Origin of the sequence: Kitasatospora sp. CM 4170 (genome assembly GCF_032110285.1) — a bacterium.
In the GTDB taxonomy this organism is placed as follows: domain Bacteria; phylum Actinomycetota; class Actinomycetes; order Streptomycetales; family Streptomycetaceae; genus Kitasatospora; species Kitasatospora aburaviensis.
This window is the reverse complement of record NZ_CP134877.1, coordinates 8061158-8076185: the sequence shown is the minus strand read 5'-3', so window position 1 is coordinate 8076185 and position 15028 is coordinate 8061158. Positions and strand designations below refer to the sequence as shown.

Here is a 15028-nt window from a genome sequence, read left to right as displayed (position 1 = left end):
GTCCGGGTGGGGCGTCGGGTGCCTGTGCACCGTGGCCCGGGTTCGCGGCACGGCCTGTGATTCGGCCGGTCGGCTCGTGACGGTCGGTCAGGCGGTCAGGCGTTCAAGGAGTGCGGGGTGGTCGGCGAGGGCTTGGCGAAGGCGTTTCTGGCCCTGGGGGGCGTACTGGCCGGGGTTGGCGGCTTCCCAGTCGATCGGGCCGAACGGGGGCTTGGGGTCGTATTCGAGGAACAGTTGGACCTTGCGCGCGGTGTCGTGGCCGGCGAGTTCGCCGACCAGGTGGAGCGCCAGGTCGATGCCGGCCGACACCCCGGCGGCGGTGATGACGTAGTCGTCCTGGACCCAGCGCTCGGCCACCGGGGTCGCCCCGAACTTGGCAAGCAGGTTGCGGTACATCCAGTGCGAGTTGGCCCGGCGTCCTTCCAGGAGGCCGGCGGCGGCCAGCAGCAGCGAGCCGGTGCACACGGAGCCGACGAGTTGGGACCGTGCGGCCGCTGTGCGCAGTCTGTCCAGCAGCTTCTCGTCGGCCATCGCGGCGAGGGTGGGGGCCGTGCCGCCGGGGACGATGAGCGCGTACGGGTCGGGCATGGTGTCGAAGGTGTGGCTGGGGACCAGGCACAGCGGGGTGTCGGTTGCCATCGGTTCGATCCGCTCGCCGACCACGATCGTGTCGTAACCGGGGACGAGACGGGACAGCTCGCTGAAGACCTGCAGGGGGTCGACGATGTCGAGCGGGGTGAGGCCCGGGTACTGGACGAAGGCGATGGTCTTCACCGGGGCTTCGCGCTTTGGGCACAGAGGATTCGGTCATGGGGATGGGCTCCTGGTGGCTGCGCCGCCATGCTGGGACGGAAGAGCGGCGTTATCACCATGGCTGCAGTTGCGGACGGGGACAACCGGACGGTCTGCGGAGTCCGGACCTGCGGCATCCGTCGCACGGACTGGATGCATACCTTCGCACGACGTCGGCAACGGGCCGCTGCATGGTCATCACGGAGTACGGCGACACCCGGCTCATCGAGGTCGGCCGAGTGGCGAGCGTCCTCGCCCCGGTCGATCGGCAGGGTATGTACGTGCCCTGCACTCCCGCGAGCCTGTCCACGCCCATGGCCAAGTCCCACCGCTGGAGGCCCAACGAGTGCCTGCTGCGCCGTGCGCGTGGTGGACCTGGCTGGTCGAGTGAACGACCCGCCGTGACGCACCCGACCACAGCGGAAAAGGGTAGGCGTCCAGGAACGGACTCCCGCGAGAAAGGATCGTGCCGTGCGCCGAGCACTGATCGTCGTCGATGTACAGAAGGACTTCTGTGAGGGCGGCAGCATCCCGGTGAAGGGCGGCGCCGACCGGGCGCGCGCCATCGCCGACCTGGTCCGCGGCTCGGCCGACGATGGCTACGCGCACATCGTCGCCACCCGGGACCACCACATCGATCCGGGCAGCCACTTCTCCGACCACCCGGACTTCCAGAGCTCCTTCCCCGTGCACTGCGTCGTCGGCAGCGAGGGCGGGGACTTCCACCCCAACTTCGCGCCGACCGCCGGCTCCGGGGCTGTCGACGAGGTCTTCTACAAGGGTGCGCACTCAGCCTCGAAGAGCGGCTTCGAGGGCTCGGCCGAGGACGGCACGTCCCTGGCCGACTGGCTTCGCACGCGCGACGTCAGCGACCTCGACGTCGTCGGCATCGCCACCGACCACTGCGTGAAGGCCACCGCGCTGGACGGCGCGAAGGCCGGCTTCGCCGTGCGCGTCCTGCTCGACTACACCGCCGGCGTCGCCGCCGACACCACCGCCGACGCCATCGACGAACTGCGGCAGGCGGGCGTCGTGTTGACCGGCGAACCCGTCGTCCTCGCCTGATCCCCTTCAAGGCCGTGGCCAAGCAAGGCTTCCGCACCCTCCGCGTAGGCGGCCTCCAACGGGAACCCGGGCAGGAAACGGCTCGCAGGGCACCGCACGGAAGGCGGCCTCGACCAACCCGAACTACACCAAGACGGACAGCTGCGGCACCCAGATCAGCGCCGCCTCCCACCCCACGATCGTCGCGTTGATGCTCGAACAGCCCGCCCCGCAGCCCGCCAGACTATCTTCGAGGCCGGGGCGGGTACCGGCGTCAACGCCGCCTCCATGGGCCACCTCGTCGGCCCGGAAGGGCGCGTGGTGACCATGGACGCGGACGAGGACCTCGTCGACGGCGCCGCAAGCACCTCGCCGACGCAGGCGTCACCGACGTCGAGGTCATCGTCGGCTACGGCGCCCTCGGCCACCCCGACAGCGCGCCGTACGACCGAGTGATCTCCACGGTGAGCAGCAGCGAGATGCCCACCGGCCGGCTCCAGCAGATCAAGCCGATGGGAAGGATCGTCCTGCCGCTTCGCCTGCGCGGGACGGCGAGCCGGGTCATCGCCTTCGAGCGCGGCGACGCCGGCTGGGTGGCGGTCGACGACCAGGCCCGCCGTCTTCATACCGCTGCGCGGCAGCATGGACGACGCCCGCCGCACCGTCCACCTCACCCGCGAGGGCGACGTCAGCCTCCAGGTCCGCAAGGACTTGCACGACGCGGTCGACGCCGAGCTGCCGGCCGGCGTCCTCGACAGCGGACACCACGAAACCTGGACCGGCGTGACCATCCCGGTCGGCACCACCTACGAGTACCAGGGCCTCTGGCTGGCCCTCATCCTCCGGAACTCCCTTCTGCGGTGAGCGTCGCTGGCAACGCCAGCGAGCGCGGCGCGAACCCGGTGTTCGGCTGGGGCGCTCCATAGCCACCGTGGACGCCGGCTCACTCGCCTACCTCGTCGCCGAGCAGATCCGTGTCCGGAATACCGGCTTCCGCGACCGGACCCTGCGCATCGAACTCCCCGACGCCCCCGCCACTGCGGATTCGGCTGCCGGCCGCTTCGCCCTGGACTGCCCCAACCACCCGATCACCGTCGCCTGGGAGTAATCCGCGTGCACCCGACCGATCCCGGTCGCGTCAGCGACAGTCGCCCCTGGAGGGGCGTGACCCGAGAGCGCTTTCAGCTGTTCGATCTCGCGGCCAACCGCTGCAGGGCGTGCGAGAACGTGACGGCTTCGACGCGGCGATCGCGTGTGCGGCGTGCGGCTACCGGATCGATGTCTACATTGAAGTAGACGAATTAGGGGCCCCTTAGTAAGGTGCACCTTGCTTCTCGCCGGCCGAGGTCTACAGGTCGGCCTCGCCGCTGTCGTACGCTCTCGGAGTCTCCATGCCTGTCAGACCTCGTTCCACTTCCGCTGCGATCGTCACTCTGGCGGTCGTTGGCATTGCCCTGACTGGCTGTTCGAAGAAGTCGGACTCCCCCACAGGTCCGGGTGCCGTGGGAATCAACGCCACCGACACCGCCTGCGAGGTCTCGAAGACCAGCTTCCCGGCCGGCCACGTCGTCCTCGACATCACCAACAAGGGCTCGAAGACCACCGAGGTCTACGTCTACGCCGCGGGCGACAAGATCGTCACCGAGCGCGAGAACATCGGCCCCGGCACCAAGGCGACCATCAACGCCGAGATCAAGGCCGGCTCCTACGAGATCGCCTGCAAGCCGGGCATGGTCGGCGACGGCATCCGCCAGAAGATCACCGTGACCGGCGACGCCTCCGCCGCGGCCGCCCCGGCCGACCCGCGCCTGACCGCCGCCGTCGACGCCTACCGCAAGTACGCGCAGGAGCAGGCCGACCTGACCATCCCGGCCGTCGAGGCGTTCGCCGCCGCGATCAAGGCCGGCGACGTCGAGAAGGCCAAGTCGCTCTACGCCCCGTCCCGCACCGGCTGGGAGCGCACCGAGCCGGTCGCCGAGAGCTTCGGCGACATCGACCCCAAGACCGACACCCGCGAGGACGGCCTGGAGGCCGGCCAGGAGTGGACCGGCTGGCACAAGCTGGAGAAGTCGCTCTTCGCCGACGCCAAGATCGGTGACGACGAGAAGAAGCTGGCCGACCAGCTGGTCACCGACCTCAAGGACTGGCAGAAGAAGATCCCCGAGGCCGAGATCACCGCGACCAGCATGGCCAACGGCGCCAAGGAGCTGCTGGACGAGGTCGCCACCGGCAAGATCACCGGTGAGGAGGACCGCTACAGCCACACCGACCTCGCCGACTTCGCCGCCAACGTCGAGGGTGCGAGGAAGGCGTACGAGCTGCTGAAGCCGGTCGCCTCCGAGAAGGACGCCGAGCTGGCCAAGACGCTGGACTCGGAGTTCGCCGCCACCGAGGCGCTGCTCGCCAAGTACAAGCAGGCCGACGGTACCTACACCTCCTACGACAAGGTCGCCGACGCCGAGCGCAAGACCTTCTCCGACGCGGTGAACGCGCTGGGCGAGCCGCTGTCCAAGCTGGCCGCCGCCGTCGGCGCCTGACCGGCATCCGCACGTCTGCGGCGGCTTCGCACCCCAGCCGCCGCAGACCCTGGCCCGGCCGTCCAGGCGTACGGCTGGTGTGCAGGAGCGAGTCCCTGCTTCGGCGGTGGGCCGGGTCGCCCGGCAGGTGGCCCGGCGCCTGGTGATGCTCGTCGTCCTGCTTGCCGGCGTCTTCGCCGCCATCGAGCTCCTGCCGGGCGACGCGGCCGGTGCCACCTCGGACCGGGGCGTCACCTCCGCCGACCTCGCCGCCCGCCGCACCGCCCTCGGACTCGACCGCCCGGTCACCGAGCGATTCCTGGACTGGATGACCGGCCTGCCCACCGGCGACCTCGGCACCACCGCACGCGGTCAGCATGTCACCGACGTCCTCGCCGGCCCCTTCCCCAACACCCTCCTGCTCGGCACCCTCGCACTCGCCCTCAGCACCGTCGGCGCGCTCGCCCTCGGGAGCTGGGCCACCCTGCGCCCAGGCGGGCGCACCGACCGGGCCATCGACGCCCTGTCCACCGCCGCGTTCGCCCCGCCGGAGTTCGTCGTCTCCGTCGCCCTCCTACTGCTGCTGTCCCAGTGGACCGGTTGGCTGCCCGCCGTCACCCTCACCGGCCCCGACGGCAGACCCGAGTCGTGGACGATGATCGTCCTGCCACTGTTGTCCCTGGCGATCCCCCAGATCGGCTGGAACACCCGCATCGTGCGCGGCGCACTCGCCGACCAGGCCGCCCTGCCACACGTCCAGGCCGCGATCCTCGACGGCCTGCCGCGCCGACGCATCCTCAGCCACCACATGCTCCCCGGCGCCCTGCCAGCGATCGCGGTCGGCATCGCGACCTCCGCCGGCATGCTCCTGGGCGGCGCCGTCGTCGTCGAGACCCTCTTCAACTACCCCGGCATCGGCGCCATCCTGGCCGGAGCCATCACCGACCGCGACACCCCCCTCGTCGCCGGAGTCGTGGCAGCGGCCGGCGCCGCCATCAGCCTGCTCCTGCTGATCGCCGACCTCGTCCGCACCACCACCCTCGGAGAAGAACGCCGATGACCGCTGACGCCCCAACAGCAGCGGAACCCGCACCCGCCACCCGCCGCAAGGGACGCGTACTCCTCCGAGCCGCTCCCGCACTCGCGCTCGTCGTCCTCGCGATGGCCGGTCCCCTCCTCGCTCCCCACCCCATCGACGCGCCCGTCACCTTCCCCTACGCCGAACCCGGCGACGGCGCGGCACTCGGCGGCGACCAGCTCGGCCGCGACGTCCTCAGCCGCCTGCTGACGGGCGGTGCACCCCTGATCGCCACGGCTCTGGCCATCGCCGTCGTCGTCACCGCGGCTGCCACCGCGATCGGCATACTCGCCGCACTGCGCCCCGCAATCGGGCGGTGGATCGAACGAACCGCCGACCTGACGATCCTCCTGCCCTCCGTCCTCGCCATCATGCTCATCGCCCTGGCCTGGCCTGCCGGCGGACGCCTCGCCGTCGCGACTGCGGCCACCCTCCTCGGCATCCCCTACGCCGTACGGATCGTTACCGCGGCAGCCGCCCCCATCGCCACCACCGGCTACATCGAAGCCGCAGCCGCGGGCGGCGAACGGCTGTGGCACCTGATGGTTCACGAGGTCCTGCCCAACCTGCGCTCCACGATCCTCACCCTGTTCGGCCTGCGCTTCGTCGAAGGCGTCTACATCGTCTCCGTCGCCGCCTTCCTCCAGCTCGGCCCCCAACCCCCCGAAGCCGACTGGGCGTTGATGATCCGCGAGAACGCCGCCGGCATCACCCTCAACCCGTGGGCCGTCGGCGCGCCGTGCCTGGCCATCGGCCTGCTCGCGATCAGCGTCAACCTTGCCGCCGAAGCCCTCGCCCCCGCACGGCCCACCCCGGAGACCCCGCTGTGAGCACCACCGTCCCCGCCGCCCGCGCCGCCGCACTGTCCATCACCCTCCGGGACGCCCCGCTGCTCACCGGAGCCAGCCTCACCCTCGTACCAGGTCGCGTCACCGCCATCACGGGACCGTCCGGCGCCGGCAAGACCACACTTCTGCGCGCCCTCGCCGGCGCCCTGCCCCCAGGCGCCCGCGTCTCCTCGGGGAGCATCGAGGTCCTCGGCCGCGACATCCTGGCCCTCCCGCCCGAGGAGCTCCGCCGCCTTCGCCGTCACAGGCTCGCCTTCGTCGGCCAGGACCCCGGCTCCGGTCTGAACCCCCGCATGCGCGTCGAACGGCTCATCGCCGAGACCGCCGCCGACCGCCGCAAGACCTCGGTTGCAGACCTCCTCCGCGCGGTCCGCCTGTCCGTCGGCGAAGGCCTCGAACGTCGCCGCCCCGCAGGTCTGTCCGGCGGCCAGCAGCGGCGCGTCGCCCTCGCCCGCGCTCTCGCCCGCCGCCCCGAGATCCTCCTCCTCGACGAACCCACCGCCGGTCTCGACCCCGCCCTGCGCGACGACATCGCCGACCTCCTGCGCGACATCGCCGAGGTCGACGGCGTCGCCATCGCCCTCACCAGCCACGACCCTGACTTCGTCGCCCGCTGCGCCGACGACGCCGTCGCCCTGTGGCCCGACCAACCGGCCACAGACCCGGCAGCCACCGCTCCCGGTCCGCCCGTGCCGGCTGCGCGCGTTCACATCCGCGCCACCACGTCGTCGCCCGTCGTCGAGGTGAAGGCACTCAATGCCGGCATCGGCGCAGGCCGCGCCCGCCACCGTGTCCTCGCCGACCTCGACCTCGACCTGACGCCCGGCACACTCACCGGGATCACCGGCCCGTCCGGATGCGGCAAGACCACCCTCCTGCGCACCCTGGCCGGCCTCCACCGGCCCGAGTCCGGGAGCATCACCCTCCATGGCGAACCCCTCGCCCCCTCCTACCGGCGTCGGACCCGCGACCAGCGCCGTCGCATCCAACTCGTCCCCCAGAACCCGCTCGGCGCCCTCAACCCCGCCCACACCGTCGCCGCCACCCTCACCCGGCCGCTGAAGGTGCACTTCGCCCTTCCCGCCGCACAGTGCGAGAGGCGCGTCGCCGAGCTGCTCACGGCTGTCGGCCTGCCCCCGCACTACGCGACCCGCCGTCCCCACGAACTCTCCGGCGGCCAGCGCCAGCGCGTCTCCCTCGCCCGCGCCCTGGCCGCCGAACCCGACGTCCTGCTCTGCGACGAGGTCACCTCCGCCCTCGACACCGACACCGCCGCCGCGCTCATGTGCCTCCTCGAAGACCTGCGCAGCAGCCGCAGCCTGGCAGTCGTCCTCGTCAGCCACGATCTTCCCCTCGTCAGCGGCCACGCCGACCACGTCCTGCCCCTCGCCGGCCCCCATCCGGCACCGCTCGCAGCGCAGGACGTGGCGAACAGCGTCCGCTGACTCGACGCCAACGAGCCCCTCCCGACTACGCAACACCGCACACGACAGGGGGTGCCGCATCCGCTGCCGCCGGCGCTACCGGGCGTGGCGCCGTGCTCGTGGGAGCCGGGTGCGTCTCCGCCACGGGCCGGCCGGTCAGTCCTGGGCGAGCCAGACCAGCCGATTGCGGTGACGGGCGGCGGTTTCGCGGACGAGCTTGGCGCAGCGTTCACGGCTTCGCCGTTGCTGTGCGTGCTGCTCGCCAACCCGGTCCTCCACGTCGATGTCGAGGTCGCCGTACTCGGCGTAGAACAACAGCACGCGCGGATGCCGGTGACGAGGGCTTCGAGGAGGTCTCGCGCGGGACGCCGGGGTTCCAGCGGAGTTGAGGGGCAGGCCGACATCGGTGAGGCCGGGATCGGCGTGGTCACCCTGGGCACGGATCGCTACCTCCGGGCTATTGCGGTGCCGCATCCACCTTGACCCGAAGGGTCTGGGCGGCGTACTCGACGTGCTCGTGCAGCACGTAGGCCAGGGCCACGCCGAACAGGGCCGCGACCGCGACCGTAGCCAGCAGGGCTGCGGCAGCGCGCGCCCTGCGGCCCGTCGGGCGGGCGGGCTCGGGGGCCAGGAGCGCCTGGACGCGCTGGGGTACCGGGCCGGAGCTCACGGACAGCAGCGGGCTCGCGCCCGGGCGTGCGGACGGTGATCCGGCCAGTGCCGCCCGGGCGATGGCGGTCGCGGCGGTGCGCCGGTCGGCGACCGCGCCCGCGGCCTGCTCGTCGGCCCATCGTTCCAAGTGGTAGTCGAGGCCGGGCCGCAGCCGGCCCAATGCCGGGTGGACTGCGGCGGCGAGGTCGGCGGCGGCCGACAGCAGGTGGTGGCGCCCGCGTAGGTGGGCGCGCTCGTGGGCGAGGAGGACCGCGCGCTCCGCCGGGCTCAGCACGCTGAGCATGCCGGCCGAGACGACGACGCGGCCGGCGCGCCCGTGGTGTCCGGGCAAGGCGAAGGCCTCCGCGTCCCGGCCCGCGACCACCAGCAGATCGCCGTCGCTCGTCGCGTCGCCGGTCAGCGCCCAGGCTCGGGCCAGAAGCACGCGCTGCCTTCGCCACCGCAGCGCCAGCCGTACGGCCTGGACGGTCAGCAGTACCCCGGCGGCACTGGACACCGGCACCACGGCCGGCCACCGGGCGACGACGTGGGACAGCGGCAGGTGCTCCAGGCCCGCAAGGAAGGGGACGTGGAACAGACCCGCGAGTGCCGCGATCGTGCCGATCGCCAGGAGGACGGCCGAGCCCGCGAGCGTGAGCGAGGCCGCGCGCGGAGGAAGCAGCACGGCCAGGTGACGGGCGGCCGGAACGGCCGCCCAGGGAAGCAGCACGGCCAGGGCGCCGAGCACGAGGATCAGGCTCATGCGTCGTCCTCGGGCTCGGGTCCGTCGGAGTCCGCCGTGCGCGAAGCCTCGTCCGTCGCGGTCCGGGTGTCGAGGAGCAGACGGCGCAGGATGTCCTCGTCGTCCACGGAGAGGGAGGAGACGAACCGCTTGAGTACCAGGTCGCGCTGGGGCTCCTTCTCCAGCTCCCGGCGCATCCGCCCGGCTGCCAGGCCGGCGGCGTCCTCCACGGGGGCGTAGGCGAAGGAACGCCCCGGGCGGGTGCGGGTCAGCGTCCCCTTCTCGTGCAGGCGGGCGAGGATGGTCGCCACCGTGGTGCGCGCCAGCCCCTGGTCCAGCGCCGTCTTGACCTGCTGGGCGGTCAGCGGCTCCCCGGCCGCCCACAGGACGGCCAGAACGTCCGCGACCAGCTCGCCGTGCGGACGCCTGGCGTCCCGACCGTCCCTCACCATCGTTCTCCCTGTCCCGAAGCACCCGGCGGGCACGCTCCGGACGCCGGTCGTCGTCGGCGGCCACGACCCGCCCACGCCGGTATGACGAGGAGGAGGACAGCCTGTTCTGCTCAGGTGTGCCTCATCCAACTCTACGGTGCGGTAGTTCCGGGCTGCCGGGCGCCTGGTCATCGTCGGGCAGGGGGCGCGGAGCGGCCCACCGCAGGGTGCGGTCGAGAAGTAGTGCGCCGACGGCCAGCCAGGCCGTACCGAGGAGCCAGCCGCCGAGCACGTCGAGGGGCCAGTGGACGCCCAGGTAAACGCGACTGACGCCGATCGCGGCCGCGAACACGGCCGCGCACGCCACCACCCATCGCACCAGGCCCGGGCGAGCACGGGCCACCGCCAGCGCGATCAGCCCCGCGCACACCGCCGAGGTGAACGTGTGCCCGGAGGGGAAGGAGAACCCCGACGCGGAGACCGCCCGGTAGACACCCGACGGGCGAGGGCGGCCGAACCCGTGCATCAGGCCCTGGCGTACAAGCTGCCCGAGGCCCAGCCACACGAGCGGCGCCAGCACCACCACGACGGTGCGTCGCCGTTCCCACGGCCGGGGCACCGCACCGAGGAGCACCGCACCGGCCGCGAGCGCCAGGACGTACGGGGCGACGCCGGTGCCGAACCAGGTCACCACGACGGCCGTCTCCCGGGCCCACGGCGGGCGGTGGGCGGCACTGCGGGCGAGCGTCCGCGTCTCGAACCCGAACGGCGCCCACCCGCGGGTCGCCAGCACGACGGCGAGCACGACGAACAGGCCGGCCATCACCGCGGCCGTGGTGTGTGAGCGGCGCGGGCTCATGCGGTGGTCCACCACCGCAGCGGCCCCCGGCCGAGTCGTTCGACCACGGTGCCGGCGCGCGCGGCAAGCAGGCCGAGGGCCAGGCCCGTGGCGGAGCCGACCACGGCTCCGAGCACCACGTCATGGGGGTAGTGCACACCGGCCACCACGCGCGAGGCGCCCATGGCCACGGCCAGGACCGCGGCCATGGCGCCGATGCGCCGGTCCACCAGCCACAGCACGGCGGCGCCCGCGAAGACGATGACGGTGTGGTTGCTCGGCAGCGCCCAGTCCCCGGTGCCGGGGCAGGCCTCCGGCGTCGGTGCGGCGGGCAGGACCTGGCAGGGGCGGGGCTCCCGCAGCACCCCCTTGAGCAGCGTGTCGGCCGCGAACGCCACGACCACGCACAGCGGTGCGGCCAGGGCCCGTGCCATGGCGGTGCCGTCGCCGCGCCGGGCCCGCCACCACCCCGCGAGCATCAGGACGGCCAGCAGGCCGAGGCCGTAGGCGGAGAATGCCGCGATCGTCCCGCGGACCGGTGCGGGAAGGTGCTGGGCCCAGTGGTCGACGCTCAGGTAGAGGTCGCCGTCGACCTGACGGCCGTCGAGGGCGAGCACGCTGAGGCCGGCCGTCACCGGGTGCCCGTCTGTCGGCGCGAACGCAGCAGCTCCAGTACGAGCGGCAGCAGGGACACCACGACCACGACGGCGACGATCGGCAGCAGGTAGTGGTCGACGTTCGGCACGGAGGAGCCGAGCGCGTACCCGGCGAGGACCAGCCCGAAGGTCCACACCAGGCCGCCGATGACCTGCCAGAGCGTGAACGTGCGGGCGCTGACGCCGAGCGCGCCGGCCAGCGGGTTGAGGACGGTGCGCACCACGGGCACGAAGCGCGCCAGGACGACGGCCTTGGCATGCCCGTAGCGCTGCAGGATCTCCTCGGCCCTCGCCGCCCCTTCGTGGAGGCGCTTGCTGCGGGATCGGGTGAGCAGGGTCCGGCCGCCGCGGCGGCCGAGCAGGTAGCCGACCTGGGCACCGGCGAGGGCGCCGACGGCGGAGGCGGCGAGCACCTGGGCGAGGTCCAGGTGCGGGCCGCTGTGGGCACCGGTGGTGCACAGCAGGCCCGCCGTGAACAGCAGGGAGTCACCGGGCAGGAAGAATCCGACCAGCAGGCCGGTCTCCGCGAACAGGACCACAGCGATCCCCAGCGCGCCGAACGCGCCGAGCAGTGATCCCGCGTCCAGCGGGTTGACGGCCAGAAGGCTCGACGACAGGTTCAACATGTGCTGCGCCCTTCCTCGGGGAACGGGTTCGGTCGGATGGTCGCGGTCGCGTCGGTCAGTGCCCGGGGCTGCGCCGCTCGGTGGTCCCCAGCCACGCCACGGCCACGACGATGACGACGGCGAGTACGAGGCTGACCGGACCGGTGCCGAGGTCCAGGCCGCCGCGCTCACGGTTGACCCGTAGTCGGATGTGGTCTCGCCCATTCCGGTGGTGAGGATCTTGACGACCCAGAACACCGCCGTGACCTGCGGGACCTTGCTCCAGGCGGGCCCTGCGGACAGGTTCTGGCGTCGGTTGGTCCGCTGGGGGGTTGTCGTGGCGCCCAAGACGACGGCGCTCCCTTCCGTGATGCGCGGCCGTGGCCGGGCCGGCGAGACGAGTGGGTCAGCCGCCCAGGACGGTATTGCCGGTGATCGTGGCGTTGGCGCCGTCCACCGTCACCAGGTGCCGTACGCCGTCCGGACCGACGACCACGGCCTGCCAGGCGCGGTTGCCGCCCTGTTCGGTGGCCGGGGTCAGCGACTCCACCTTCCCGCCCGGTACCGCCGACGAGGCCTTGATCACCGCGTCGGCCGCGTCGGTCGACGGCAGCGGAGCCGGTACCCCGTACGAGTCCTGACCCTGCTCCGCGTGGCCGCCCCGGTGGTGCGCACCACGCTCGTGACCGCCCCGGCCGTCGGGCCGCTCCTGCTCACCCGCAAGCTTGCGGTGGCCGTGGTCCTCACCTTCGTGGTGGAGCGCCACCGCTGCCGCGCCACCGCCCAGCACGACCACCGCCGCACCGACTGCGACCCAGCGCCCGGTCCGCCCGCGCACCCATCGTCCGGCGCGCCCCAAACCCGTATGCGTTCTACCTGAAGCCTTCTGCGACTGCTCCCCGGCTTCCATGGGCTCGCTCACGGTACCCACCCCTGTCCTCAACGGGCCCGGGGCCTTCCCCGGGCGATACCGCCAGCATGTCCGAGCGTTGCTGAAGATCGGCTGAAGGTCTGAAGGCGCCTTCAGCTTTCCGTCGGCGGGACCTGCCACCCTGGTGGGTATGCGCGTACTGGTGGTGGAGGACGAACGGCGGCTGGCCTTCACAGTTCAGCTCGGACTGGCCGCGGAAGGCTTCTCCGTCGATCTGGCCCACGATGGGCTGACCGGCCTGGCCAAGGCCATGGACCACGACTACGACGTGATCGTGCTCGACATCATGCTTCCCGGCCTCAACGGCTATCGGGTGTGCTCCCGTCTGCGAGCAGCCGGCAGCGACGTCGGCATCCTCATGCTCACGGCCAAGGACGGCGAGTGGGACGAGGCCGAGGCGCTGGACACCGGCGCCGACGACTTCCTGTCGAAGCCGTTCTCCTTCGTCGTCCTCGTCGCACGCCTCAAGGCGCTCGCCCGTCGCATCGGCAGTCGCGCACCCCGGCGCACGGTCCTGGGTGACCTCGTCGTCGACTCCGCAGCCCGGACCTGTACCCGGGGTGGTACCGCCATCGCGCTCACTCCTCGCGAGTTCGCCGTGCTGGACCACCTCGCGCGCCGGGCCGGAGAAGCCGTTTCCAAGCGGGAGATCCTGGACGCGGTCTGGGACAGCGCCCTCGACAGCGACCCGAACACCGTCGAGGTCCACGTCAGCGCCCTCCGCCGCAAGATCGACGCGCCCTTCGGACGGGCAGCAGTGCAGACCGTCCGTGGAGCCGGCTACCGCCTGGCGGCCGACGGCGGCTGACGAAGCCGCCGGCCAGGCCACGGCCGGACAGGACCTCCGTGTGACGGCACTCCGAAGGAGACAGAGATCAAAGTCGGGCGCTTGGCAGGCGGGTGCGGAACGTGGTTCCGGCCGGTGTGTCCTGGACGGTGACCGTGCCCCCGTGGATGGTGGCGATGTCGCGGGCGATGGGCAGGCCCAGACCTGTGCCCCCGTCGTCACGACTGCGGGCTTCGTCGAGGCGGGTGAACCGTTCGAAGATCCGCTCCCGGTCGGCAGGATCGATCGGGGTGCCGTCGTTGGCCACGTCGAGGATCGCGTGCCCGGTAGTGACATCCCCGGACAGCCGGACGGCGACGCGGTGCCGCGCGTGGCGTTGGGCGTTGTCGAGGAGGTTGGTCAGTAGCCGTCCGAGCCACAGGGGGTTGCCGGTGACGGTGATCCCGTCCGAGGTGTGCAACACGACGGGGTGGGGCTGCGGACCGCGGCCGTCGACGGTGGTGCGGACGAGTTCGGCGAGGTCGACCGGCTCGTGCGGGCGGTCGCTGCCGGTGGCGTCGAGACGGGCGAGGAGCAGCAGGTCGGTGGCGAGGGACTGTAGGCGTTCGGTGTCCTCCAGTGCTCCCGCGACGAGGCCGGCGCGCACCTGGGGGTCGGGGTGGGTGAGGGCGATCTCCAGCTGGGCTCGCAGGCCGGTGAGGGGGCTGCGCAGTTCGTGGGAGGCGTCGGCGATGAAGCGGCGTTGGCGGGCGCCGGCGGTCTCCAGACGGTCGAGCATGGCGTTCATCGTGCCCGCGAGGCGGGCGATCTCGTCGTCGCTGCGCGGCTCCGGTACGCGCCGGTCGAGGTCGCGGTCCCCGATGGCGGCGACCTCGGCGCGGATCGCCTCCACCGGGCGCAGGGCGCGGCCCGTTGCGCGCCAGGTGAGCGTGGCGACGGTGACCAGCAGGACGGCGCTGAGGGCGGCCAGTGCGGCGGTGGTGAGGTCCTCTGCGGTGTCGGCCGTCCGAAGGGACGCGCCGACGTGGATGGTGACGGGACCGTTGGGGGTGTCGGCGGTGAGGGTGGTGACGCGTTGGTGATGCTCGTCGCCGAGGGCGCGGAGGTCGTAGGTGGTGTGGCCGTCCTCGATTCCCGCGGGGGCGAGGGCCGGGTGTCCGGTGAGGTTCTGGCTGGCGGCGACGACCTTGCCGGTCGAGTCGGTGACCTGGATGAAGTCGGTGCCGTGGTCGAGTGGCACGGGCGTCGTCAGGCGGCCGCCGGTGGCGAGCCGGGCGATGGCTTGGGCCTGCTCACGGGCGCCCGTCTCAACGGTGCGCTCCAGGTTGGCGTGCAGCAGCAGGAGGACGGCGGCGGACGCGGCGAGCAGGACGACGGCGACGCTGGCGCAGGCGGCGAGGGTGGTACGGGTACGGACGGAACGCGGCGCGAGGCGCTCGATCAGGGGGGCGATGCGCGGGTGCCGGGCGAGGCGGTTCAGTGCGGCACCGGTGCGACGGCGGAGTGCTCGCGGAGAGGCGGGGCGGGTCCGGTCAGCCACGGTCGGCCACCACATGGAAGCCGACGCCGCGGGCAGCCCGCACCGCTGCACGCGCGGACGGCGTGCCGATCCATCGGCACACCGCGCTGGCGTGGACTCCCACACCCGGCGAGGCGTCAGCGCGGACGTGTCCGAGGATCCCGCG

17 protein-coding genes and 1 pseudogene are annotated in these 15028 nt (G+C 72.5%); 9 read left to right on the top strand and 9 right to left on the bottom strand.

Going from position 1 to position 15028, the window contains the following annotated elements; translation table 11 throughout:
• Positions 1-87 precede the first annotated feature (87 nt).
• On the bottom strand, positions 88-774 hold the full coding sequence (locus tag RMN57_RS33605) for a DJ-1/PfpI family protein (protein ID WP_313767066.1): 687 nt from the start codon (positions 772-774) through the stop codon (positions 88-90).
• Between the two features lie 489 nt (positions 775-1263).
• Between RMN57_RS33605 and RMN57_RS33600 the strand changes: the two genes are divergently transcribed.
• From RMN57_RS33600 to RMN57_RS33570, 8 genes and pseudogenes are all read left to right on the top strand, one after another.
• On the top strand, positions 1264-1857 hold the full coding sequence (locus RMN57_RS33600; protein WP_313767065.1) for an isochorismatase family protein: 594 nt from the start codon (positions 1264-1266) through the stop codon (positions 1855-1857).
• Positions 1858-1998: 141 nt separating this feature from the next.
• Positions 1999-2432, top strand: a pseudogene (locus RMN57_RS37150) (methyltransferase domain-containing protein); the annotation flags it as partial.
• A 46-nt stretch (positions 2433-2478) separates the two neighbouring features.
• On the top strand, positions 2479-2700 hold the full coding sequence (locus RMN57_RS33595) for a hypothetical protein (RefSeq protein WP_313767064.1): 222 nt from the start codon (positions 2479-2481) through the stop codon (positions 2698-2700).
• Between the two features lie 67 nt (positions 2701-2767).
• A complete protein-coding gene (locus tag RMN57_RS33590) occupies positions 2768-2944 on the top strand; it encodes a hypothetical protein (RefSeq protein WP_313767063.1) in 177 nt (58 codons plus the stop codon).
• Positions 2945-3227: 283 nt separating this feature from the next.
• The gene (gene efeO / locus RMN57_RS33585; protein ID WP_313767062.1) at positions 3228-4373 is read left to right on the top strand and encodes an iron uptake system protein EfeO; all 1146 of its coding nucleotides are present in this window, start codon (positions 3228-3230) and stop codon (positions 4371-4373) included.
• Between the two features lie 79 nt (positions 4374-4452).
• Entirely contained in the window at positions 4453-5412 is a 960-nt protein-coding gene (locus RMN57_RS33580) for an ABC transporter permease (protein ID WP_313767061.1), read from the top strand.
• Positions 5409-6260 carry an ABC transporter permease subunit gene (locus RMN57_RS33575; protein ID WP_313767060.1) on the top strand — a complete coding sequence of 284 codons (852 nt, stop codon included), beginning with the start codon at positions 5409-5411 and terminating at the stop codon, positions 6258-6260. The genes RMN57_RS33580 and RMN57_RS33575 overlap by 4 nt, the downstream gene beginning before the upstream one ends.
• Positions 6257-7723 (top strand): ATP-binding cassette domain-containing protein, encoded by a 1467-nt coding sequence (locus tag RMN57_RS33570; RefSeq protein ID WP_313767059.1) that lies wholly within the window; start codon positions 6257-6259, stop codon positions 7721-7723. The genes RMN57_RS33575 and RMN57_RS33570 overlap by 4 nt, the downstream gene beginning before the upstream one ends.
• 135 nt (positions 7724-7858) lie before the next feature.
• On the opposite strand, the gene RMN57_RS33565 is transcribed toward RMN57_RS33570, so the two are convergent.
• From RMN57_RS33565 to RMN57_RS33535, 7 genes are all read right to left on the bottom strand, one after another.
• Entirely contained in the window at positions 7859-8023 is a 165-nt protein-coding gene (locus RMN57_RS33565; RefSeq protein ID WP_313767058.1) for a hypothetical protein, read from the bottom strand.
• A gap of 136 nt (positions 8024-8159) precedes the next feature.
• The gene (locus tag RMN57_RS33560) at positions 8160-9116 is read right to left on the bottom strand and encodes a M48 family metalloprotease (RefSeq protein ID WP_313767057.1); all 957 of its coding nucleotides are present in this window, start codon (positions 9114-9116) and stop codon (positions 8160-8162) included.
• On the bottom strand, positions 9113-9547 hold the full coding sequence (locus RMN57_RS33555) for a BlaI/MecI/CopY family transcriptional regulator (protein WP_313767056.1): 435 nt from the start codon (positions 9545-9547) through the stop codon (positions 9113-9115). The genes RMN57_RS33560 and RMN57_RS33555 overlap by 4 nt, the downstream gene beginning before the upstream one ends.
• 121 nt (positions 9548-9668) lie before the next feature.
• Positions 9669-10385, bottom strand: a complete 717-nt coding sequence (locus RMN57_RS33550; RefSeq protein ID WP_313767055.1) for a phosphatase PAP2 family protein — start codon at positions 10383-10385, stop codon at positions 9669-9671.
• Positions 10382-10999, bottom strand: a complete 618-nt coding sequence (locus RMN57_RS33545; RefSeq protein ID WP_313767054.1) for a phosphatase PAP2 family protein — start codon at positions 10997-10999, stop codon at positions 10382-10384. Before RMN57_RS33545 ends, RMN57_RS33550 begins: the two co-directional genes overlap by 4 nt.
• Positions 10996-11646: a DedA family protein gene (locus RMN57_RS33540; RefSeq protein ID WP_313767053.1), complete on the bottom strand. Its 651-nt coding sequence runs from the start codon at positions 11644-11646 to the stop codon at positions 10996-10998. The genes RMN57_RS33545 and RMN57_RS33540 overlap by 4 nt, the downstream gene beginning before the upstream one ends.
• A gap of 385 nt (positions 11647-12031) precedes the next feature.
• Positions 12032-12463, bottom strand: coding sequence for a hypothetical protein (locus RMN57_RS33535; protein ID WP_313767052.1), 432 nt, complete (start codon positions 12461-12463; stop codon positions 12032-12034).
• A gap of 223 nt (positions 12464-12686) precedes the next feature.
• Between RMN57_RS33535 and RMN57_RS33530 the strand changes: the two genes are divergently transcribed.
• Positions 12687-13364, top strand: a complete 678-nt coding sequence (locus tag RMN57_RS33530) for a response regulator transcription factor (RefSeq protein ID WP_313767051.1) — start codon at positions 12687-12689, stop codon at positions 13362-13364.
• A gap of 67 nt (positions 13365-13431) precedes the next feature.
• On the opposite strand, the gene RMN57_RS33525 is transcribed toward RMN57_RS33530, so the two are convergent.
• Complete coding sequence (locus tag RMN57_RS33525) at positions 13432-14883, bottom strand: ATP-binding protein (protein WP_313767050.1); 1452 nt, start codon at positions 14881-14883, stop codon at positions 13432-13434.
• Positions 14884-15028: the final 145 nt, after the last annotated feature.